General features: G+C 67.8%; 22 protein-coding genes and 1 pseudogene. 15 read left to right on the forward strand and 8 right to left on the reverse strand.

The features are described from left to right. Positions 1-26: 26 nt before the first annotated feature. Positions 27-266, reverse strand: a complete 240-nt coding sequence (locus ACFVYE_RS45595; RefSeq protein WP_389609445.1) for a hypothetical protein — start codon at positions 264-266, stop codon at positions 27-29. 734 nt (positions 267-1,000) lie between these two features. Continuing rightward, the gene (locus ACFVYE_RS45600; protein WP_389609447.1) at positions 1,001-1,906 is read right to left on the reverse strand and encodes a type II CAAX prenyl endopeptidase Rce1 family protein; all 906 of its coding nucleotides are present in this window, start codon (positions 1,904-1,906) and stop codon (positions 1,001-1,003) included. A gap of 122 nt (positions 1,907-2,028) precedes the next feature. On the opposite strand from ACFVYE_RS45600, the gene ACFVYE_RS45605 reads away from it, so the two are divergent. The 5 genes and pseudogenes from ACFVYE_RS45605 to ACFVYE_RS45625 all read left to right on the forward strand — a co-directional run bounded on the left by ACFVYE_RS45605 (position 2,029) and on the right by ACFVYE_RS45625 (position 4,616). Further along, complete coding sequence (locus ACFVYE_RS45605) at positions 2,029-2,229, forward strand: hypothetical protein (protein ID WP_389609449.1); 201 nt, start codon at positions 2,029-2,031, stop codon at positions 2,227-2,229. A gap of 70 nt (positions 2,230-2,299) precedes the next feature. After that, complete coding sequence (locus tag ACFVYE_RS45610) at positions 2,300-2,626, forward strand: DUF6924 domain-containing protein (protein ID WP_389609451.1); 327 nt, start codon at positions 2,300-2,302, stop codon at positions 2,624-2,626. Between the two features lie 576 nt (positions 2,627-3,202). After that, positions 3,203-3,595: a DUF6281 family protein gene (locus ACFVYE_RS45615; RefSeq protein ID WP_389609453.1), complete on the forward strand. Its 393-nt coding sequence runs from the start codon at positions 3,203-3,205 to the stop codon at positions 3,593-3,595. Between the two features lie 222 nt (positions 3,596-3,817). Beyond that, positions 3,818-4,234, forward strand: a pseudogene (locus ACFVYE_RS45620) (transposase); the annotation flags it as partial. Then, positions 4,137-4,616, forward strand: a complete 480-nt coding sequence (locus ACFVYE_RS45625; protein WP_389609455.1) for a Tn3 family transposase — start codon at positions 4,137-4,139, stop codon at positions 4,614-4,616. The pseudogene ACFVYE_RS45620 and the gene ACFVYE_RS45625, both read left to right, overlap by 98 nt. Positions 4,617-4,686: 70 nt before the next feature. On the opposite strand, the gene ACFVYE_RS45630 is transcribed toward ACFVYE_RS45625, so the two are convergent. Next, positions 4,687-5,295 carry a TetR family transcriptional regulator gene (locus ACFVYE_RS45630; RefSeq protein ID WP_389609457.1) on the reverse strand — a complete coding sequence of 203 codons (609 nt, stop codon included), beginning with the start codon at positions 5,293-5,295 and terminating at the stop codon, positions 4,687-4,689. Between the two features lie 94 nt (positions 5,296-5,389). On the opposite strand from ACFVYE_RS45630, the gene ACFVYE_RS45635 reads away from it, so the two are divergent. Further along, positions 5,390-6,430 carry an NAD(P)-dependent alcohol dehydrogenase gene (locus tag ACFVYE_RS45635; protein ID WP_389609459.1) on the forward strand — a complete coding sequence of 347 codons (1,041 nt, stop codon included), beginning with the start codon at positions 5,390-5,392 and terminating at the stop codon, positions 6,428-6,430. A gap of 212 nt (positions 6,431-6,642) precedes the next feature. Then, positions 6,643-7,710, forward strand: coding sequence for a recombinase family protein (locus ACFVYE_RS45640; RefSeq protein ID WP_389609461.1), 1,068 nt, complete (start codon positions 6,643-6,645; stop codon positions 7,708-7,710). Between the two features lie 470 nt (positions 7,711-8,180). Here the strand turns inward: ACFVYE_RS45640 and ACFVYE_RS45645 are convergent, their stop codons facing one another. Then, on the reverse strand, positions 8,181-9,020 hold the full coding sequence (locus ACFVYE_RS45645; protein WP_389609463.1) for an SDR family oxidoreductase: 840 nt from the start codon (positions 9,018-9,020) through the stop codon (positions 8,181-8,183). A 92-nt stretch (positions 9,021-9,112) separates the two neighbouring features. Between ACFVYE_RS45645 and ACFVYE_RS45650 the strand changes: the two genes are divergently transcribed. From ACFVYE_RS45650 to ACFVYE_RS45660, 3 genes are all read left to right on the forward strand, one after another. Continuing rightward, entirely contained in the window at positions 9,113-9,484 is a 372-nt protein-coding gene (locus ACFVYE_RS45650; RefSeq protein ID WP_351268006.1) for a helix-turn-helix domain-containing protein, read from the forward strand. Positions 9,485-9,498: 14 nt separating this feature from the next. Next, positions 9,499-10,143: a transposase gene (locus ACFVYE_RS45655; protein WP_389609465.1), complete on the forward strand. Its 645-nt coding sequence runs from the start codon at positions 9,499-9,501 to the stop codon at positions 10,141-10,143. A gap of 93 nt (positions 10,144-10,236) precedes the next feature. Next, positions 10,237-11,028 carry a class I SAM-dependent methyltransferase gene (locus ACFVYE_RS45660; RefSeq protein WP_389609467.1) on the forward strand — a complete coding sequence of 264 codons (792 nt, stop codon included), beginning with the start codon at positions 10,237-10,239 and terminating at the stop codon, positions 11,026-11,028. Between the two features lie 419 nt (positions 11,029-11,447). Here the strand turns inward: ACFVYE_RS45660 and ACFVYE_RS45665 are convergent, their stop codons facing one another. Beyond that, complete coding sequence (locus ACFVYE_RS45665) at positions 11,448-11,672, reverse strand: hypothetical protein (RefSeq protein ID WP_389609469.1); 225 nt, start codon at positions 11,670-11,672, stop codon at positions 11,448-11,450. A gap of 609 nt (positions 11,673-12,281) precedes the next feature. On the opposite strand from ACFVYE_RS45665, the gene ACFVYE_RS45670 reads away from it, so the two are divergent. Then, a complete protein-coding gene (locus ACFVYE_RS45670; protein WP_389609471.1) occupies positions 12,282-12,608 on the forward strand; it encodes a trypco2 family protein in 327 nt (108 codons plus the stop codon). Between the two features lie 53 nt (positions 12,609-12,661). Then, complete coding sequence (locus tag ACFVYE_RS45675) at positions 12,662-15,439, forward strand: trypsin-like serine protease (protein WP_389609473.1); 2,778 nt, start codon at positions 12,662-12,664, stop codon at positions 15,437-15,439. Between the two features lie 124 nt (positions 15,440-15,563). Here ACFVYE_RS45675 and tpg read toward each other — a convergent pair whose 3' ends face one another. From tpg to ACFVYE_RS45690, 3 genes are all read right to left on the reverse strand, one after another. Then, on the reverse strand, positions 15,564-15,902 hold the full coding sequence (gene tpg, locus ACFVYE_RS45680; protein WP_389609475.1) for a telomere-protecting terminal protein Tpg: 339 nt from the start codon (positions 15,900-15,902) through the stop codon (positions 15,564-15,566). Positions 15,903-16,189: 287 nt separating this feature from the next. Beyond that, entirely contained in the window at positions 16,190-16,549 is a 360-nt protein-coding gene (locus ACFVYE_RS45685) for a DoxX family protein (protein ID WP_383974649.1), read from the reverse strand. Positions 16,550-16,719: 170 nt separating this feature from the next. Continuing rightward, positions 16,720-17,214, reverse strand: coding sequence for a cupin domain-containing protein (locus ACFVYE_RS45690; RefSeq protein WP_389609477.1), 495 nt, complete (start codon positions 17,212-17,214; stop codon positions 16,720-16,722). 81 nt (positions 17,215-17,295) lie between these two features. Here ACFVYE_RS45690 and ACFVYE_RS45695 point away from each other — a divergent pair, with 81 nt between their 5' ends. The 3 genes from ACFVYE_RS45695 to ACFVYE_RS45705 all read left to right on the forward strand — a co-directional run bounded on the left by ACFVYE_RS45695 (position 17,296) and on the right by ACFVYE_RS45705 (position 21,237). Further along, positions 17,296-18,147: a LysR family transcriptional regulator gene (locus tag ACFVYE_RS45695; protein ID WP_389609479.1), complete on the forward strand. Its 852-nt coding sequence runs from the start codon at positions 17,296-17,298 to the stop codon at positions 18,145-18,147. A 437-nt stretch (positions 18,148-18,584) separates the two neighbouring features. Continuing rightward, entirely contained in the window at positions 18,585-19,451 is an 867-nt protein-coding gene (locus ACFVYE_RS45700; protein WP_389609481.1) for a tyrosine-type recombinase/integrase, read from the forward strand. Positions 19,452-20,292: 841 nt separating this feature from the next. Further along, positions 20,293-21,237: an oxygenase MpaB family protein gene (locus ACFVYE_RS45705; RefSeq protein ID WP_389609483.1), complete on the forward strand. Its 945-nt coding sequence runs from the start codon at positions 20,293-20,295 to the stop codon at positions 21,235-21,237. The last annotated feature ends 81 nt before the right edge of the window (positions 21,238-21,318 follow it).

Consider the following 21,318-nt stretch of genomic DNA (forward strand, 5'->3'; position numbering starts at 1 on the left):
CGGTTGGAAGACGCCCGCCGAGGCGTTCAACGAGCAGCTACAGTTGCTTCAACAAGCTGGTGTTGCAACGACCGGTTGAATCCGGCCAGTACACGTCGTTCGCGCTGGCCGAGCATCTGGACCGAGCAGGGATCGCGGCATCGATCGGCTCGGTCGGCCCGCCCCCGGGCAGCGTTCAGCGTCGCCGGATCGTGCACGAAGTTGAACAAGTCATCGAACCGGCGGCCGGGATCGGCCACCGCCCAATGGTGAAGCTTGGTCTGCATCTCCAGTACCCGGACCCGAGGACCCGGAGCCCGCCATTCGGCGGAGCGTCTTCCGGCATTGCAGCATCCTTCCCTTCTCGATACCGCTGCCGCCCTTCCCCATGCGGCCGGCTTTCCCGGCCTCGGAGTACTACGGCGGCTCCGCCCCGTCCCGGACCGATCAGCGGTCGATGCACCCAGCCCCGGCCGCCTGCTGGACACAGGTGGCGGGGCGAGGTTCGGGACGGTTCCCGTGTTCACTGTGGTTCGCTCGATGGAGGAGGAGCCCGACTGTGTCCCTGCGGTATCGCCACGAGTACGCCGCAGGCTTTCCTCGTGGCCTCCCAAGGCAGCTTCCATAAACGCCCCGGAAGTTCTCCAGTTCACTCGGAAGAATGACGTGGATACGCACCGCTTCCGGCCCTGATCCACCAGGTTCGAGCCGGAGGCTCGTTAAGAGACGTAAGACGCCGGTTCCTCGCGTACTCCTCTCCATCACGCTCGCCGGACCCGCCCCATCTGGCAGTACTGGGCACGTCCCGGCTTTGTCAGGGCCGCTCTCACCCTCCCCGGCATCACCCGGATCAGGCTGCCCTCAGCTTCAACCCCGCTACTGCGACAGCGGGTTGGTGCAGGTCTTCCACCTCCACTCGAACCAACAGCGCCTCACGACGCAAACAGAACTTGAGCCAGAACCCAATCTCGTGGACAAAGCCAAGGAGCCCGGCATCGAGCAGGCCGGTGACGGTGACCGCCTACTTTTCGCCGGGCGTGTGCCGACGCGTGACCCGGCGGCACGCCAGGAATGCGATCGCGACGACCACCAGGTACAGCGGTACGAGCAGCACCGCGTCACCGGACGCCTGCTCCACCGTCACGCCCGCGTCGCGGTCATCGCCCTGCAGCATGATGCGGTTCACGGTCAGGACGGTCAGGTGCGTGCCGATCGCCGCCCACAGCGGGGCGTGACCCACGGCCGCACGGGCGGCGATCAGGGTCAGGCTGAAGACCGTCAGGAGGATGAGGTAGTCGACCGGGTGCTGCCCCTCCGGCACGATGCCGATGTGGCCCGGCTCGTCACCGGCCAGCCGGGCGATGCCAACCGTCACCAGCGTCGAGGTGCCCGGTACGAGCAGGAAGACCGCCGTGGTGCCGAGCGCCGCCAGTGCGGGCCCGAACCGTCTGCGCAGCGATGTCCAGGCGTAGCCGCGCAGCGTCGTCTCCTCGGGCAAGGCTTCAAGCAGGAACGCGACGGCGGCGTTGGTGACGAGAAAGCCAACCAGGGTGACGAGGTCCAGCTGCTGCCAGACGAGTAACCCCACGGCCGTGCCCGCGCCCAGGACCAGCGCCGCTGCCGCGGCCGTCACCCCAACGCCGGTGAGGAATGCCCGTAGGCTCGCGCCAGGACTGCCGAAGCCGACCGTCCGGGGGTGTGACTGACGCAGGACGAACGGCACGGCCACGACGGTGACGAGGGCCGCAGCGATCAGCCGGGCGGCCAAGCCACTGGCTCCGGTGGCGTCCGCCAGTACGGGTCCGAGGCCGTTGCCGACACCGAGCGCCACCGCCATGATCAGGCCGCCAGCCAACGCGCGGCCCATGGCCCCGGCGGCCGTGGGCGCGGGTGAGGGTGCGGGTTGTCGTATGTGCAGCTCGGTCATAGCGCTCCTGGTGACGGTAGGGCCGACTCCTATCGACAACCCCGTGTGCTTTCCAGGCTCGCCCGACCATCAGTCAGGGGCGTCGTGCGCGCGGACGACCCCCCTATACATCCTTCGGCGCAGTGGACGATAGGGGTCGACTGGTCGTTGGCCACCGGCGCAAGGGCGGGCACCTCGTGCTCGTCACCGGCCGCCAGGGCGACACGGTGTACTTCCGAAACCCGTCCGGGCACACCGAGCAGGCCCGTGCCGCGAGCCTGCCCGTGACCGCGTTCGCCGAGTTCTTCGGCGGCCGCGGCGTGTCCCTGACCCGACATCGCTGACACCCCCTCGGGGGCGCGGGTGAGGGCCTGTTCAGCGGTGGTGATCTCGGTGCGGGGGGTCTCGGGCAGGGTGAGCCACAGGTGCGGCGGCGCCCCTCACCGCGGCACGGTTCGCCTACCGGTCCGGCGTCCCGGGCGGGGCGTCACCTGTGCCCCGGCACGTCGTGCATGTGCGGACAAACGCCCGGACTGCTTCTTCGTCGCCGACAGCACGACCTTGACTCACCCGGAACATCCGCTCCTGGCCGTCTCCCTGGACGAGGACGACGAAGGGCGCACCTTCCGTATCATCCCCAGGCAGATCCCCACAATGGCGTCCACCCTCTTCATCGCTCACTCCGACTTCTCCGGGTACGCCGAAGACGTCGACGACGACGGAATCTTCCGCCGTAGCTAGGTGTGATGGTCGGGTAGCCAGGGCCCAGCAATGTTCACGGCTGATGCAACACGTGTGGTGCACGAAGCTGGCTACTAGGGCGTGTATTAGGTCGTGATCATCTGGGACGGGTCAGCCTGATCCAGATCATCAAAGCACGGTGGTGCAGTCCGGTTTGGGTGTGTTCGGGAGGTCGAGGAGTAAGCATGTTCTCCAACTACCTGCTGTCGATGATGCGGACGCTTGCGCCGATTCTTGCCGTATGGCTGATCGCCCAGGCCGTGCAGCTGGATGTGCTCCTGGACAGCATTTTGGTGGTGTCCCTGCTGACCTCGGTGTTCGCTGGCGCCTACTACCTGGTGGTCCACTCGGCTGACCTGAGTGTGATCCTTGCCGCCTGCCCCAAACTGCGGGATCACATCTCGGGCCGAAAGAACGCTCAGCAAGGGAACTTGATCCGAGTTGCCTACGTCGAACCGCGGAACACGAGGGCCTCACCATGGGCACGGTCTCATTCCCGTACTGAGCGATGGCGAGGTCACTCGGCGAAGAGGAGGCGCCTCTCTTCTTTGCAGCATCCACTGAGGGGGGACACGTATGAGCTGGACCGGGCGATCCACTGGCTTGCTGGTGGCGGCGGCCATGGTGATGTCAGTAGCCGCGTGCACGGCCGGCGGCGGGGGCGGTGGGGAGGCCTCCTGCGCCAATCTGTACACCTACCAGGACAGATCGTATCTAGACGTGGCTCCAAACGTGAAGTTCACACTCGGGAAGAAGATCGGCGTCGCAACCCAAACACCCTGCGATGACACCGGCGGCCAGGACGAGAGCGAGGAGCCGGTTTGGACGGGGACTGCCTACGAAGTAGACGGCATCTCGCCCAAGGTCGCCATCGCCATTGGGGACACACCGAAGACAGCCACGTTCTTCGCCGTTCGCTCCGGCAAAGAGATCCCGTCCGAGGTGCAGAAACTGATCGACGGCTCCTGATCTGAAACGCGGGGTTCGGTGTGGTTCCAAAGCTGACGCCACACCGAACCCCGCGCACCAGACTGGGCAGCCACGTAACGGCCGTTCGCAGCCTCGCTGTCCAACTGGGCGTGTCCAGCACGCCCACAGTCGCTATAGCGGGCGTTCTAGGGGCGTGTCGGGTCGTGATCTATCTGCGTGTTTCGCCCTCGTCGAGCGGGCGGGTCCGGTAGTCCGTAATGCATGACACGGGAACAACTGACTGACGTGGAGTGGGAGTACGTCGAGCCGTACCTGCCGATCGGCGAGTACGGTCCGTATCCTGCACGACTGCGGAAGCAGTTCGAGGGCGTGATCTGGAAGTTGCGCTCGGGAGCGCAGTGGCGTGAGATGCCGGCCAAGTTCGGCCCGTGGTCCACTGTGCACAACCGCTTCCGGCAGTGGCGGGACGCCAGAGTCTTCGAGACCCTGCTGGAAGGGCTGATCGCACAGGCGGCCGCGCGGGGTGAGGTGGAACTCTCCCTGGTCAGCGTGGACTCCACCACCGCCCGGGCCTAACACCATGACGCGGCTGGTATGCGTCTGGCCTCCGGCGTGCTCGACGCCCTGGAGAAGGCTACGGAGGAAGAGGGGCCCGGTCAAAGGGGGCGTGCAAGTGCGCCAAGGGATCCACGAGGGGTTGCAGGTTGTGGAGAACTGGAACAGCGCGAACAAGGACCTCTTCTACGGCAAGGACGGCGATCTGGCCGGTGCGGACAAGGAATCCCAGGAGGTCAGCATGCTCGCGCTATACCTGCTCCAGTCAGCGTTGGTGCACGTCAGCACGCTGCTGATGCAGGAGGTCCTGGCTGATCCGAAGTGGGCGGACAGGCTGACCGATACGGACCGGCGGGCGCTGTCGCCGCTGTTCTGGACCCACGTGAATCCGTACGGCAGATTCGAGCTGGATATGAACAGCCGCCTCGACGTGGACCTGTCCATCCGGGCGACGGTACCCGGCCCGCGCGCCCCGCAGGGGGAAGCAGCCGCAGTTCCCGCGTGAGACCTTGGGCTCCGGTCCTGGCCGGAGCCCAGGCAACGTGCGTGAGCGTCACCAGGGGTGTTGGTGGCAGTCATGAGGGGGATGCGTCGCCTCTGCCGGCCGCGGTGGCGCTTTGGACGCAGTCGCGGAGCAGGGCGCGGCGCTGGTCATGTACGTCATCGGGTTCTTGGCTGCTGGCCGCATATACGTTGCTGACCGGTGACCAGGCCATGGACATGGCGATGACCATGGCCATGATGTCGAACGGGTCACCTGCGCGGACCCGCCCGGCGGCCTGGGCCTCGGCGATGGCCGTGAGCTTGCGGTCGTCGTAGTGCTGGTGGGTCTCGACGAGGTGCCCGGCAGGCCGACGCTCCAGTCGTGTCCAGGTCGCCAGCCGGATGAGGTCGGGGCGGCGCAGGTATTCGTCGTAGAGACGAACGGCCCACTCCGCGAGATCGTCGGCGTCGATGGGCACGACGTTGGTGATGCGCTCCAGCGAGCTGAGGAAGATCGCGTCGAAGAGTCGCTCCTTGTCGCCAAAGTAGGCGTAGAGCTGTGCCTTGTTGGTGCGCGCTGCCGTCACGATGCGTTCGATGCGCGCCCCGGCAATGCCGTGCTGGGCGAACTCTTCGGTGGCGGCGTCCAGGATGCGCTGGTAGGTCGCGGCGCCTCGCGAGGTCTGGGGCTGTTGCGGCATACCCACACTCTACCAAACAGAACAGTTGGTTTGCCCTGGGGTGCGGTCGCACTTACGCTGAAGCAGACAGAACAGTCTGTTTAAGGAGTCGCATATGCGAACGACCACTGGATGGCAGGCGGCCGGCCCGACGGCGCTGCGGCGCGCGTCGCTGGAGCGCCGTGACCTGCGCCCGGATGACATCGCGGTGCAGGTCGACTACTGCGGCGTGTGCCACACCGACCTGCACGCCCTGCGCGCCTACGACCAGCACACGAAAGCGCCCCTGGTGCCCGGTCACGAATTCACCGGCGTGGTGGCCGGGATCGGCCCCGAGGTGACCACCTTCTCGGTCGGCGACCGCGTCGCGGTGGGCAACATCATCGACTCCTGCGGCGTGTGCGCCATGTGCGAAGCAGGACAGGAGAATTTCTGCCACTCTTTCCCGACTCTGACCTACGGCGGCACCGACCGGCAGGACGGGTCGACCACCCTGGGCGGCTACTCCCGCGAGTACGTCGTGCGCGACGCCTTCGCCTACCCGCTCCCCTCCGGCCTCGACCCGGCCGCAGCCGCCCCGCTGATGTGCGCCGGCGTCACCGTCTGGGAACCCCTGCGCTCCCTCGGCGTGCGCCCCGGCAGTCGCGTCGCCGTGGCCGGCCTCGGCGGCCTGGGCCACCTCGCAGTCAAGATGGCCGTGGCACTCGGCGCCACCACGACCGTCATCAGCCGCACCCAGGACAAGCGCGACGACGCCCGCAAGCTCGGGGCTCACGACCTCATCGCCTCCACCGACACCCAGCAGATGGCCACGGCACGCGACACCTTCGACGTCGTCATCGACACGATCTCCGCCCCTCACGACCTCGCCCCGTATCTGAAGCTGGTGGCGATGGACGGCACCCTCAGCCTCCTCGGGTACTTGGGCCCCGTCACCGTCGAGGCCACGGACCTGCTCATCGGCCGCAAGAAGCTCAGTTCCGCGGGCAGCGGAGGCCGCCTGGCGACAGCCGAGATGCTCCAATTCTGCGCTGACAACAGCATCGCCGCCGACATCGAAGTGCTCCCGTCGTCACAGGTGGACACTGCACTCGACCGCCTCCGGCGAAACGACGTCCGCTATCGCTTCGTGCTCGACATGTCCGACCTGGACTGAAGAGACGGTGGGCCGGGCCATGCCGTGCGGGCCGGACAACGCCGCGCGCATGGCCCGGCACCCCGCTCTCTCACAAACGACCCTTTGTCGGAGCAAGATCGAAAACGGGCCGCCGGGCCCTCGATGATCTCCGCTCGGTTCTCAGAACCCGTTCTCGCCCAAAGCGGGACGGACCCCCTTCTGAGACTTGCATTGTTCGAAGATCCGGGGTCATGACGGACCCTCAAGAGCCTTCCCCGACCGAGCGGTCGGACGCGGACGACGTCGAGCAGCACGCCTGTCCGAAGTGTGACGCGCAGCCGGGCTCGCCCTGCCGCTCGCGCGGCGGTGCGGTCGCCTCCGCCTACCACACCCGCCGGTTCACCAAGGTGCCCCGCTTGTCGAAGGTGCTGCGGGTGCCGACCCCGGCGGACCGCCGTCCCGGAAAGCCGTGGCGGCCCGGCACGCCGGTACCCGCCGCAGTCGACCCGGACCTGCCGAGCGCGGACATCCGCATCGGCTACGCCCGCTGCTCGACTCTCGGCCAGGAACTCGACTCCCAGCTCGACGCGCTCAGCAAGCACGGCATCCCCAGGGACAAGATCTTCAGCGAGAAGATCAGCACCCGAGTGCGAGTGCGCCCCCGGTTCGAAGAGGCGCTGAGGACGGCGCGGGAGGTCAAGGCGCACGCCCCGCACTGCCGCGTCGTCTTCACTGTGTACGAGATGAAGCGGCTCTGCCGCGACGCCGCCGAACTCACCGCCCTAGCTGACCACCTCACCGCCCACGGCCTGGTCCTGGAGATGCTCGCCGGGCCCCTGCCCGGCATCTACGACCCCACCGGCCCGGGGAAACTGCTGTTCGCGTTCTTCGCGGCGATGGCGGAGACCGAGCGGGAGAATATCCGGGAGTCGACGCTGGAGGGACTCGACACCGCGGCCCGCAAGGGCAAGCACGGCGACCGGCCCCCGGTCATCACCGACGACATGCTCCACACCGTGCTCCGGCGCCGCGCGGGCGGCGAGTCCGTCGAGCAGATCCAGCCCGTCCTGATCATCCCCACCGGCAAGCGCAAGGGACAGAACCCCTCCGTCGCCAGCATCTACCGGGCGCTCGCCGAGCACGCCAAACGCGAGGCGTACCCCGAAGCCGTCGAGCAGGCCCATGCCGACCTCGCCGCCCTGAAGACCGGCGCGGTCCTCGGGCCTCGCGGTACGAACGAGGCCGACCTCATGCCCGAGCACGCCACCGGCCACCAGGACGCCCCGGCCCCGGAGCCGGCGGTCACCCTCGACATGTAGGTCGCGCTGGAGTTCGCAGGCGGCCGCGAGGGTCTGCACCATGACCTTCACGGTGGACAGCAGTCTCCGGTGCGCGGGTGGCGTGCGGTGAGGCTGCACCTGGAGCCCCGTCCTGGTACTGCCTGATGGAGGCCTGCGCCTCCTGGCTGGGCTCGAACCGGTGGCGTGCTCTGGGCGGCCCACTCGGCCACAAGGTCCTCCTCGTCGAACCGGGTGGGCTTGCTCGGCGCCCTGGTGCACGCCGAGCAGCTCCTCCTCGACCGCGCATCGTTTGCCGACAGGGCGGGGTTGATCGGAATGTTCCTAAGCTCGCAGGGCCAACGGAGTTGGCTGCACGTCGATTCGCTGCGGCTGCAGCGTCGGTTCCGGCCCGACTGGGGGCCATGTCAGCGTCAACTTCGGGTCAGGTTCCTCGACTGTCAGCAGTGGATCGCCGAGCACGAAAGCAGTTCCAGCGGCGCTGACCAGTCTCAGCGGAACGCGGCGACATTGCGGGCGGCCCAGTCGGCGAAGGGGCGCGGGGCGCGGCCGAGGACCTGCTGGACGTCCGGGCTGACGCGCAGCTCGGCCGGGCTCGGGGAGCCGAGAATGTCCAGAGTGTCGTCGGCAAGCTCCGCCGGCATGCTCTGGGTCATGGCGGTCTTGGCCTCGTCGCGGGTGAGCTCGTGAAACCTCACTGGCGAGCCCAGCGCGGCGGCGATGTCCTCCGCCTGCTGGCGCGGAGTGATCACCTCTGGGCCGGTCAGCTCGTAGACGCCGCCGGTGTGCCGGTCATCCAGCAGGCAGGCTGCCGCGACCGCGGCGATGTCCGCCGGGTCGATGATCGGCACCCCGACGTCGCCGAAGGGCGCGGCGACGCCCTGTTGCGCGCGGACGGACTCGGCCCACCACAGGGCGTTGGAGGCGAAGCCGCCCGGTCGCAGGATGGCCCACTCCAGGCCGGACTCCCGCAGCATGTCCTCCAGTGCGCGCATCGCGATCCGCGTTTGGCCGGAGGGCCTGGTCACCACGCCCAGCGTGGAGAGCAGGACGACCCGGCGGACCCCGCTGGCCGCAGCTTCGCTGATGATGTCGGCAGGGTTGGCTCCAGTGGCGTGCAGGTCGCCGGACAGCAGCAGGAACAGCGCCTTCGCCCCGGCCAGCGCGGGCTTGAGGCTGGCCGGCTTGCCCAGGTCGGCCGCCACGTGGCGGACGCCGTTCGGCACCGCCGCCGCGTGCCGTGACACTGCCATCACTTGCTGGCCCGCCTCGGCCAGCGCCTGCGTCAACGGCCGGCCGATATTCCCGGTAGCCCCGGTCACTACGATCATGATCAGCTCCTTGTCGGATGTTCTGTGTGGCCTTCACGCTAGGAGCGAGGGCTAACTTTTGGTAAGGACATACCTTGAGGTAAGCTCATGAAATGATGGGAAGCGTGCAGCACAGACAGGCCGAGGCGGGGAAGCGGTATGACGTGTTTCACACCGACTGCCCCGCGCGCGATGTGGTCGACCACGTGACCAGCAGGTGGGGCGTTTGGGTGCTGATCTCGTTGCGGAGCAATGGCCTCCGGTTCTACGAGCTGCGCGAGAGCATCCAGGGCATCAGCGAGAAGATGCTCGCCCAGACCCTGCGCGCGCTGGTCCAGGACGGCCTGGTCTGGCGGGAGGTCGAGCCGACGACGCCGCCCCAGGTCACCTACGGGCTGACCGAGTTCGGCCGGGACGTCGGCGAGCCGCTGACGGAGCTGTTCGACCGGATCACACGGCGGCTGTCGCCGCGCAGCGCGGGATAGCGTGGTACTGGCTGGTGCACATCCGCGACGCGATGGACGACCTGCTGAGCCAGATCTTCGCCCGCCGGGTCCTGCCGCAGGCCACCCCGGTCGTGGACCGCTTCCACCTGGTGCAGCTGGCGAATCAGACTCTCACCGAGGTCCGCCGCCGGGTCACCGTGACCCGCCGCGGCCGGCGCGGCCGCAAGGGCAACCGCGAGTGGGAACTGCGCAACCGGCTCACCTGCTCCGCCGCCCGGATGCGCGGCGAGCACGTCGACGCTCTCCTCGACGAGCTGTCCAACCTGCCCAGGGTGATCGGCGCGCCGATCACCGCCGCGTGGAACGCCAAGGAAGACCTCCTGGACCTGCTTGCCACCGCCCGGACCCGCCCGGACCGGGAACAGGTCCACGATCTGCTGTACCGGTTCTACCGCCGATGCACCGACGCCGACCTTCCCGAACTGCAGCGCCTAGCCACAACCGTCGAGACATGGTGGCCAGAGATCCTTACGTTCTTCCTGCGCACCGGGATCACCAACGCCGGCTCCGAAGGCACCAACCGGGTCATCAAGACAATCGCCCGCGACGCCTACGGCTTCCGCAACCCCGGCAACCAGCGCTTACGCACCCGCTGCGCGACCACCCGTCGAGCCCGTGGACACCTCGATGCCCGCTAATTTCGTTGAGCCCGCACCCTGCAATCGTGTTGGCTAGCGGCACCGAACTGTCAGTACCGCAGGTGTCCGCTTGGCTGTAGCAGGGAGTTAAACGTGCAGGACATTGTTATCGACCCCGTTGCCCACAATCGGGCAGCCTGGGACAAGTATGTCCAAGAGGGCAACGAGTGGTCGAGGCCGGTGAGTGCTGAGGATGTCGAGCGCGCCCGCATGGGCGACTGGTCGATTGTTCTCATCGGGCGTGAGCCAGTCAACCGTTCCTGGCTGCCGACGGACCTGACCGGCAAGGACGTGTTGTGCCTGGCCTCCGGCGGTGGCCAGCAGGGTCCGATCCTCGCCGCCGCAGGGGCGCGGGTCACCGTATTCGACAACTCACCCCGCCAGCTCGGCCAGGACCAGATGGTGGCGGCGCGCGACGGACTCGAGCTGCGCACCGTCCTAGGCGACATGCGCGACCTCAGCGCCTTCGGCGACGCAACATTCGACGTCGTATTCCATCCGGTCTCTAACCAATTCGCACCAGACTTGGCACCGGTGTGGCGTGAGTGCTTCCGCATCCTGCGACCGGGCGGAACTCTGCTCGTGGGCTTCCTCAACCCTGATGTGTACTTGTTCGACCACGAGGCGCTCGACGAGCGCGGCGAGCTGATCGTCGTGCACAAGCTGCCCTACAGCGATGTCACGCAGTACTCCGCCGAGGAACGCGCCACGAAGTTCGGCGCGGATGCCGCTCTTGAATACAGCCACACCCTCACCGACCAGATCGGCGGGCAACTCGCCGCGGGGTTCGTCCTCACCGGCTTCGCGGAAGCGCCGCACCAATCCAACGCATCCGCTCCATACATGTCGCACTATTTTGCGACGCTGGCGGTCAAGCCGGGCTGACCCAGCAGTGGGGCCGGCCGAGACGGCCGTGTCTCCCAATGGCCAAGTGGGGTGCTGTGCCAGCCCGACCCCCCACTAACTTCGCTGAGCCCAGAAAGCCTGCTACCGCCTCGGCTGACCGGCCGGGGCTCCGCGCTCCGCCTTGGCGTGAGCAGCGGCGCCCGTCGTGCTAGTGCGGTCGGAGCATTCGGTCGCGCGGTAGAAGAGCTGGACTTGTACGTTCGGCGTTGAGCGCTCTGACAGGACTGCGCTCGTCCCTGGCCCCGCGGCCCATCACCCATACGCGGGGCCAGTTCGGCCCCCGGTATCCCTCCGCCCGAGCCCACAGGAAGTTCACGGTCTTCCTGCGGAGATCGGCGGGCACTCGGATTCTCCGTGACAGCCGCGTGTGAGTCCTGAGCCGCAACTCAGGCCAACTGTCAGTGCTGAGGGAGATCCAGCAGCATGGCGTGGAAGAGCGGCGCGTCCGGGATGCGCGGCCGCAGGCCGCCCAGCGTCTTCCAGCCCCATGACTGGTACAGCGCGTGAACCTTGGGGCGGTCCTGGACGACCAGAAGCGTCGCGCGCTGCTCAGGACGTGCGGCGAGCAGCGCGTCGTGCAGCCGCCGGGCGGTGCCGGTCTTGCGCCACGGTGTGCGGACCATCAACTCGCTTAGCTAGCGCCGCCGCGGCTTCGGCAGTCGTCATGCCGCGGGCGCGGCGCCGGACCGAGGAACGGCCGATCTTCGCGTAGTCGAACGGGACCGGGCGGCCGGCGCGGGCCTCGGGGACGCGGCGCGGCGGCCGCCACCCATCGGGGGTATTCATCAGGGCTCGCTTTCCACACGGAATCGGGAATTGCGCGGCCTGCTGTCCGGGCCGCTCCCCTGTGCCGAAGCACGATAGTTGTCACCAGCAGGCTGGTTGAGTTGGCGAATGAGACCGGCCGAAGCAGCCTGGCTGTCACCGGTGAGGCACGTGGCTTGGTACACACGCCCATTCGGCAGGCCGTCTCACCAGCACTGGGAGTACGGGACGCCTTTGGCTTGTGTGGCGAGGCGCCCGCGTGTCACTGGTTCGGGGCCGGGTCGGCCCTCATCACTAGGCTTCTGCGGCATGCTGAACGGTCCGGACTGGTAACGCTCCACCGGGTCGGCGGGAGACGTCCAGGCGCCCGGCGAGGGAACCTCCTGTTGTCTGGTTACGAGGAAGCAATAAGGGGAGACTGACTGTCTGTAGGTGGGAAGAGGTCATCACGAGTGAGGGAAGACGCGATGGGCGATGGGGATACGGGGGCGGCTGGAGGGCTGGATCTTGCCGATGCGATCACACTGTTGCGCGATCAGGTTGCCGAGGCTCAGCACCGCATCAGCGTGAGCGGCGATGCAGGGGTGCGTTTCGGCCTTGAGGAAGTGACCTTGGAGCTCGGCCTGGAATTGTCCCAGAGCCGCGGCCGGGATGGCGGCCTGCGGTTCAGCGTGGTTCAGATGGGCGCGAAGCGCGACAGCGTCCGGACCGCCACGCACACTCTGACAGTACGGCTGAATCCGCGCCTGTCTGGTGGCGGCGCCGTCGATGTCAGCGACGAGGACGACGCGTAGCACGCGGTCGCGGCCTCAGGTGCGCGAAGTAACGGGACACACGGGGGCTGGGTGTGGAGTTCGACCGGATCGTGCAGGTCAGAGTCGGCAGGCCGGAGAGCCCGGGCAGGGCGTCCCTCGCCACCGGTTACCTCGTTGCGCCTCGGCTTGCGCTGACCGCCGCGCACGTGCTGGGCGGGAGGCCCCTGCGCGGTGAGGGTCCGGTGACGGTGTGCCGCCCCGAGGCGGGCGAGCAGCGTTTCAAGGCCACGGTTGTCTGGGAGCGAAACGACCGCACGATCGACGCCGCCCTCATCGAAGTGGACCACAACGGCGGCTGGCAGCCACCAGATTGCCTGCTCGACGTCCGGACCCGGCCACCCCAACGCTGGGGCCACCTCATCGGTCCACGCCCGCACCCGGTGATTGTCTGTGGATTTGCCCGCATGCAGAAAGAAGTTACGGGCCGCCGTGAGGAACAGCTCACTGGGCACGTCCATCCGGGCACCGGTCGCTCCGCGAGCCGCTACGAGATCCTCAGTACGAATCCCACGCTCCCATGGACACCGACCGGTGGATCCACCACCAAGTGGTCCGGTATCTCGGGCGCCGCCCTGCTCTGCGGAGACCTGCTCATCGGCGTGGTCGCCCAGGACCGCCAGGCCACCGACGGCACGCGGCTGACCGCGACCCGTGCGCCTGACCTGCTCGCCGACGACGAATTCCGGTCGATCGTCAGTCGGTACTCCGGTTGGCAGCCGCTGTTGGAACCCGTCGAGCCCGACCATCTGCTCGCTCCTGCCGCTTGTGCCCGCGATCTGCGCTCCCCCGCGATGCTGCTGCGCGCCGACACCGAAGCGGTCGCCTTCTACGGCCGTACACACGAGCTGCACTGTCTCCTCGACTGGTGCCAGAACGGCCCGGACACCTTTGAAGTTCGAGCGCTTGTCGGAGCTGGTGGCCAGGGCAAGACCCGTCTGGCCCGTCACCTGGCGGGCGTTCTGCGTGGGGCGGGTTGGGTGGCCGCACAGCTGCGCGCCGACCTTGCTGACACCCCCGAAGGCCCAAGCCCCGACTGGAGCACCCTCGACACCGCAGAGCCCCTCCTGCTAATCGTCGACTACGCCGAGACCCTCCCCCGTCAAATCCGTCGCCTCATAGAGCACCTGCGGCGCACCCGGCATCGCACGCGTCTGCTGCTGATCGCCAGAGGCGAGGGCGAATGGAAGAGCGAAGCCTTCGGTGCCGGCCCAGACACCCGCGAGATTCTGGCAACCGCACCCACTGACGAACTCAGCCCCCTGAATGCTTGTTCTGGCGACTACGGGACGCGTACCTCAGCTTTCACCAGAGCCGCTCGGGATCTCGGCCAGCTCCTGGGGCAGGTACCTGGCCTCCCCCAGGCCGATTGGTCGGCCCTCGCCTTGAGCCTCCGGCCGCCCGAGGACCTGAACGACGCTCGCTACGAGTCTGCCTTGGCCCTGCAGATGGCCGCGTTGGTCGCTCTTCTGCAACACGGTCCGGATCCTGTGGAGGGCGCACCGGACCGGCCCGTCGAGGACTTCGTCCTGGGTCACGAGGCACGCTATTGGGAGGGTACCGCCGCCTCGCCGATGTTCCGGCTCGGTGACCTGCGGCCCAGCACGCTGCGGCGCGCGGTGGCCGTCGCGGCACTGTTCGGCGCCGCGACGACACAAGAGGCCCTCACCGTCCTGCGTGACGTGCCCGGTCTGCCGCCCAATCGCGAGTGGGATGTCGCCGAATGGCTCCAGAGTCTCTATCCGCCGTCGCCCGGCCGGTACTGGGGCCACCTGCAGCCTGACCGGCTCGCCGAGCGGCACGTTACGACGCACCTCACCCGCTCCGTCGACCAGGACCGAACCGTCCTGACGGGGCTGTGGGCTCATGCCTCCGGCGACCAGCAGCTGAGAGCCATCACGGTCCTCAGCCGCGCCGCCGTCTCGCCAGTCGAAAGCCACCGCCTCACGTCTGTCGCGGAAGCCTTCACCGTCCTCCAGACAATCTTGAAAGATGCACCTCCCGCGCCTCGAGTCCTGCTAGATGCGACAGTCGCACTCCCTTACCCGACCCGATCGGACGCGATCGCCTCCCTCGACCTCCTCCTCCATTACCACCTCGTCATCGCCTACCGGGACCTGGCCACGGCAAGCCCCGGGACCTACGGTTTCGATTTCGTTGTCCTGCTGAACGACCTGTCGGCCCGCTTCCACCAGTTGAGAATGCGCTCTCATGCCGTGACCCTTTTGGAGAAAGCCGTCGTCACTGGCCGCAGGCTCGTACACGCCGACCCGGACAGCACCCGTCCTGCCCTTGCCCTGGCACTGTCCAACTTGGCAGACGCGCTAGCACACATGGATCAGCACAAGAAGGCCCTCGCCCCGGCAGAGGAGAGCGTCGGCGAGGAGCGCCGTCTCTTGCGCGCGGACCCGAACGGCGACGAGTCCTATCTCGCACTGGCGCTGTACCGCCTGTCGAAATGTCTCAAACTAGCAGGACACAAGGAAAAAGGGGTGCAGGTGGCGCAGGAGGCTGTGGCTGTGTACCGGCGGGTCGCACGAGTGAACCCAGACTACGAGCCCAGCCTTGCTCGTGCACTGACCAGCCTAGATATCCAACTCGACGATCTCGGACGTCAGGAGGAGAGTTTTGCCGCATGGAGGGAATCCCTCGCCATCCGGGACCGGGCGGGCACTCTGCAGTCGTTCGAGCCATCGGCAGGCCTAGGACGGAAGTGGGCCCGGGACAGCACCACCATCCGGGACCGGGCGGGCACCCTGCAGTCGTTCGAGCCATCGGCAGGCCTAGGGCACGTATCGAGTCGTGATCAATGAGTGGGCCTTGCAGGGCCACCGATATGGGCACGCCATCAAGGCGGTGGCAACACGCCTGCCTATGTGACAACTATCGTGCTTCGACTCATCCCCCAGGTTTACAGCAGCCATGAATTCCGTGCTGCTAAAACCGGATGTTGAGCCATTCCACGTCTGCGAATTTCACCTCCAGGCCCGCACGGCCACCGCCGCCTTGACGGAAATAGGCGTCCGCGATGGCCTCCACGACCGCGTCATGCAGATCGCTTTCCGTCGCACCGTCCTCCCGCGCGGCAAGGATGGCGGCCGCGTGGGAGGAGGAGACGGCGACGTTGATGTCCCGTACCCGGCCCGCGTCCAAGGTGCCCTCCGGACCGAGGCCGAAGTGCGCCCGGCAGGAGACGACCAGCCCGCCCGAGGACGCCGCACGCTGCCTGGCCTGTGCCTTGACCTGCGGTTGCCACTCCAATTCGGTCTCCTGCACCAGCGTCTCCTGGAGCCGCTTGTTCGGCTTGGTGGAGGCACCCGAGAGGTAGCTGCACCGTCTCGCGGGAGACGCCCAGGCGCTCGGCCAGGGCCTTGGTGGAGCCCTTCTCCCGCGTGCGAAGGAATTTCATCCGGGCTCTCGCGGATTTCGGCGCGGCGCGGGTGAACAGGGCGCGCTCAGCACGGGCGAGGCCGTCCAGTGGCTCTGTTCACGAGTTGCAAATGACAGCGGCCGTGGGGCGGCTGGCCCCGGATTCGCATCCTCCGGTCGAGGACTGTGCTCGATCACAGCCTGGTGGCCAGCCAGATGGTCATGGCCGCGGTGGCGGTGAGCCCGACGTTGAGTGCGATCCGGCGGTCTTCGCCGGTCAGGTGGACGGCGATCGCACCGGTCTGCAGGAGGACGAAGCCGATGGCTGCGGCCGGCGCCAGCGAGGGCGCGATGCCGGTCAGCGGTGGCAGTACCAGGCCGGTCGCGCCGAGTATTTCGACCGTCCCCAGCGCCCTGAGGGCGGCCAAGGGTATGCGGTCGACCCAGGCCATCATCGGTCGGAGTTGATCGCGGCTGCGGATCACCTTCAGCGTGCCTGCGTAGAAGTAGAAGAGGGCGAGCAGTCCCGCGACGATCCAATAGGCGATGTTCATCGTTCCCGTTCATGGGCCACCGGTTCACGGGGCCCTCGATTGCGTCGATGGCCAGAAGAGCCCTTGAGAAGGCCTGGTCCGTCGTCCGAGGGGTCGGACCCGCCGAAAGACGGGAGTGGCACGGCCCCGCGGTCAAAAGGAGGGCGGCCGGGCCGTTCCATCCGTCGACTTCAGGCGAGGTCGGTGGCGGGCTCGGTCGCGTAGCGGCTCATCGTGTCGATGTTGGCCTGTCGCGTCAGCGGCCGGCCGCCGACGAGCACCTCCTGGAGGTCTCGGAAGTACTGCACGTACAGGTCGGGGGTGAATGTGCTGAGCATGACGGCGGGCTGGTCGGTCGGGTTGGCGAAGGTGTGAGGGGTACCGGGCGGAACCATCACGAGCGTGCCCGTGGTGGCGTCGCAGTCCTCGTCCCCGACGGTGAACCGCACGGTGCCGGAGAGGATGTAGAAGCCCTCGTCGTGTTGGGCGTGGCGGTGCTGCGGCGGTCCCTGGCTGTGCGGGGCGAGGACGGACTCGGCGATCGCGAGGCGGTGCCCAGTGTGGCTGCCGTCCTCCAGAACGCGCATGCGCGTGGTGCCCAGAACGATCGTCTCGCCGTCGCCGGGACCCACCACCGATACGGCGGGGTCGTCCTGCGGCTCGCTGGTCTTCGCTTCTTCGGTCATGCTCACGAGTGCACCACCGGGATCCCGCCAGTGTCCAAGACCCATCCCGCAGCGCCGATACCCCGTGGGTATCGTTGCAGCGTGGAGCTACGGACCTTGCGCTACTTCGTGGCGGTCGCCGAGGAACTGCACTTCGGCCGGGCCGCCACCCGACTGCACATGAGTCAGCCGCCGCTGAGCCGGGCGATCAAGCAGTTGGAGGCCGATGTCGGGGCCCTGCTCTTCGCCCGCTCGCCCACCGGCGTCACGCTCACTTCGGTGGGCACGGTGCTGCTCGACGAAGCGCGGGCCCTACTCGACCACGCCGACCGCGTCCGGGTACGCGTGAGCGCGGCGGCCGGCGTCGCGACCATCACTGTCGGCATCCTGGGCGATGGCACCGACCCGGGAGTGTCCAGGCTGGCCGCCGCCTACCGCCGAAGCCACCCCGGCATCGACATCCGCATCCGCGACACCGACCTGACCGACCCGACGTGCGGGCTGCGCGCCGGGCTGGTCGACATCGCCCTGACCCGGGCGCCGTTCGACGAGACTGCCCTGACGGTGCGTGCGCTGCGAACCGATCCGGTCGGCGTGGTCCTGCGCGCCGACGATCCGCTGGCCCGCCGCGACCGGCTCCGGCTGGCCGAGCTGAGCGACCGCCGTTGGTTCCAGTTCCCGCAGGGCACCGACCCCATCTGGCAGTCGTACTGGAACGGCGGCAGGCCGCGCGAGGGCCCAGTGGTGCGCGCCGTCCAGGAATGCCTGCAGGCCGTGCTGTGGAACGGCACGGTCGGCCTGGCCCCGCTCGGACACGACCTGCCCGCAGAGCTGGCCGTGGTACCGCTGATCGACATGGCGCCGAGCCGAGTGGTCGCGGTGTGGAACGAATGTGACACCAACCCGTTGATCCGATCCTTCGTCGAGATCGCGACAGCCGCGTACCGCCACTGAGCACCGGCAACCGGCGCTGCCGCATCCGTGAACAATTCGAACGCCGCGGCCCTCGGAACTGCCTCCCAAAGCGGTGAACATGTGCTGTCCCTTCTCGGTTCTGGCACACATTCCGTGAGCGATCTCGAGTCCCGGCTCACCGGACCCCGGTGACGCGTGGTCCGCGCAGCTCACATGACTTGGGCGCCTCCTGCTGGCGAGAGCCGGCAACCTCTTTCACGGAATGTGTGCCAGAACCCGAAGTTGGCGAACATCTGCTGTCCGTTCTCGGTTCTGGCACAGATCTTGGGGAGCGGTCGCGGAGGGTGACGATGTTGTTCGATTGAAAAGGTGGTCACGAACCCCGGCTGTCCGATTCAGTCGCTCACCTCGTAGCCTCCGCACATGACTGATGATTCGTTCCAGTGCCGCTGTGTCCTCTGCCATGACTACGGAAAGTGGTCCCGCTGCTGCAAATCGCCCCGTCGAAGACCGACGAGGAACGCGTCCTGCTGGTCACCCCCGAACTCGCCGACGTCCTGAGCGCGATCGTCTGCCGGATCCGCGGCACCAACGGGGTGGTCACCCTGGTGGTCAGCTACGAGGCCGAGAGGGTCTGGAACCCACCCATGCCGCTGCTGTTCCAATGGCGAGTCAACGGCGAGGAGCACATCCTGTCGGTCAACACGATCCGCAAGGCGCTCAACGAAGTGATCGACGCGGCCCAGCTGACCGACGCCGCGGGCGAGCTGCTGGACTACCAGCCCCACGACTTCCGCAGGATGTTCATCACCGACGCGATCATGAACGGCCTGCCCCCGCACATCGCACAGGTCATCGCCAGCCACGACGACATCAACACCACGATGCACTACAACGCCGTCTATCCCAGCGCAGCCATCGCCGCCCACCAGGCGTTCATCGCCCGGCGCCGCAGTCTGCGACCCGGCGAGGAATACCGCGTCCCCACCAGCGAGGAATGGGACGCGTTCCTGGGCCACTTCGAGCGCCGCAAGCTCTCCCTCGGCACCTGCGGCAGGTCATTCGGCAGCGAGTGCGTCCACGAGCACGCCTGCGTCCGATGCGCGATGCCCCGCGTCGACCCGCACGAGCGGCCCCGCCTCGACGAGATCCGGATCAACCTCATGGTACGGATCGCCGAAGCCGAATGCGAAGGATGGCTCGGCGAAGTCGGCGGGCTCAGCGTCAGCCTCGCCGCCGCCGAGGACAAGCTCGCCCAGCTCGACGCTGAACTCGCTCGCCGAACCACCGTCGTCCACCTCGGCCTGCCCACCTTCGCCCAGATCGCCACCGGAACCTCGTAGTTCAGAGAAGACCGTTTCGGCGCAGGTAGCCTGGTCGACCTGGACCAGGCAGGCCCGGGCAGCTTGGGTCCTTCGGCATCTGGATCGAGTACGACGACCAGGAGGAGGAGCCGGAAGCAGTGGCCGACCAAGCAGCTCACGATCCAGCTATGGGTGCCGAGCTTGTAGGCCTCGCTGTCCCGTACGTCGAGTAGCTGCACGCGGACGTCGTCGGGGAACGCCCAGCAACGGGCCGCCATCGCTTCGCCGTCGCGGGTGCGGACCTCGAAGGGGGTGATCTTGTTCCGCCAGGTTTTACGGGCTCGACGGGCGACGTAGTCCGTGTGAAACCTGAGCAGAGCGTACGCGTACTCCGCATCGACGTGCTGCTTCGGGGCGACGGTCTCCAGTAGCTGCCAAGGTTCGTCAGGTGAACGGAGCGGTCACCAAGCCCCTCGACGTCGCTTTCCATCGGCGCCGGATAACCGGTACCGCCCTTCGTGAAGTCCTTGTGGTTCTCGCTGACGAAGTAGACCGTCCCGTCGGGGTTCTTTCGGGCGTACTCCACGGCCGTGAGCCAGATCGCGACGTCCCGTGCGCCAACCTTCACCTTCTTGTCGCCGTCACCCTTCGTGCGGCCGACCGGCGATGGCTGGCAACTGGCCTGACCGTGATCCGGCCGGGCACGCAGCAGCGGTGTCACGCTCCGGCCTGCCGGACCTCGTATTCGTGATTTCGGCGTGCCGGTGGCCGTAACGCCTTACGCGTCCCGGCGTTGATCTTGGTGTGCTGCTCGCTGAGCTGCTGAGGGGGCCCGCTGTTCCGCGGATTCCGTCGTTGAGGGGTGGGGACGTCGGCGCGCATGGGTTCAGGGCTGGCAGAGCGGATCCGCGCTCGCGTCGACGGAACCGTGTACGGCGACAGTCTGCAGCTCTCGCGTCTGCAGCAGCCTGCGGGCGATCCCGGGCTGTTCGGCCCTGACAGCATGGTCTGGCGCGTCCACAGCAACATGCTCGGAATGTTCACGGGCGGATTGGCGGCACTGCTCATGCAGACGCTGCACCCGCTGGCGGTCGCGGGCGTGGACCAGCACTCCGTCTACCGGCAGGACCCGGTCGGCCGTCTCAACCGAACTGCGGGCTTCATCGCGGTGACCAGTTTCGGGCCGCGCTGCGAGGCACGGGCGGCCCTCGCCAGGGTCCGTCGGCGCCACGACCAGGTCCGGGGTACGGCCCCGGACGGGCGCCCCTACGCGGCCGGCGATCCGGCGCTGCTCACCTGGGTGCACGTCGCTGAGACCAGCTGCTTCCTGGCGGGCTATCAGGCCTACGGCGGACACCAGCTGACGGCCGCTCAGTGCGACCGCTACTTCCGCGAGACAGCCATCCGCGCCGAACATCTGGGCTCCACTGCTGTCCCCGCCTCGGAGACGGCCGTCCGCTCCTACCTGGCGTCCGTCCACAGCGAACTGGCACCCTGTGACGCGGGCCTGGCCATTGTCGGATTCCTGCGCGGCCTGGGCGAAGGCCCTCTGGAGCGCGCGGCCCTGCGCATCATCATGAACGGCGCGGGTGCACTGTTGCCGGTCTGGGCCGCTCAGCAGCTGAATCTCGACCGCCCTGGCCCGGCCCTCGGCCTGCTGCACCGCGCCGCCGCCCACGCCCTGGGGGCTGTCCTGCGCTACGCCTGCGAGCCGTCCCCCATCCTTGAGACAGCCCGAACCAGCGTGAGCACCCCGCCCGCCCACGTCGACAGCCCGCAGTTTCCCCGCCCGCTCCGCCACGGTCCGATCCCCTCGAGGACGTAGGCGGATGCCGATGCCGGTCCGCTCACGGTGAGCGGACCGGCAACGGCATCCGCCGACGGTGCGAGCCCCCCCCGGGTGACA

Origin of the sequence: Streptomyces sp. NPDC058239 (assembly GCF_042882185.1) — a bacterium.
Lineage (GTDB): Bacteria > Actinomycetota > Actinomycetes > Streptomycetales > Streptomycetaceae > Streptomyces.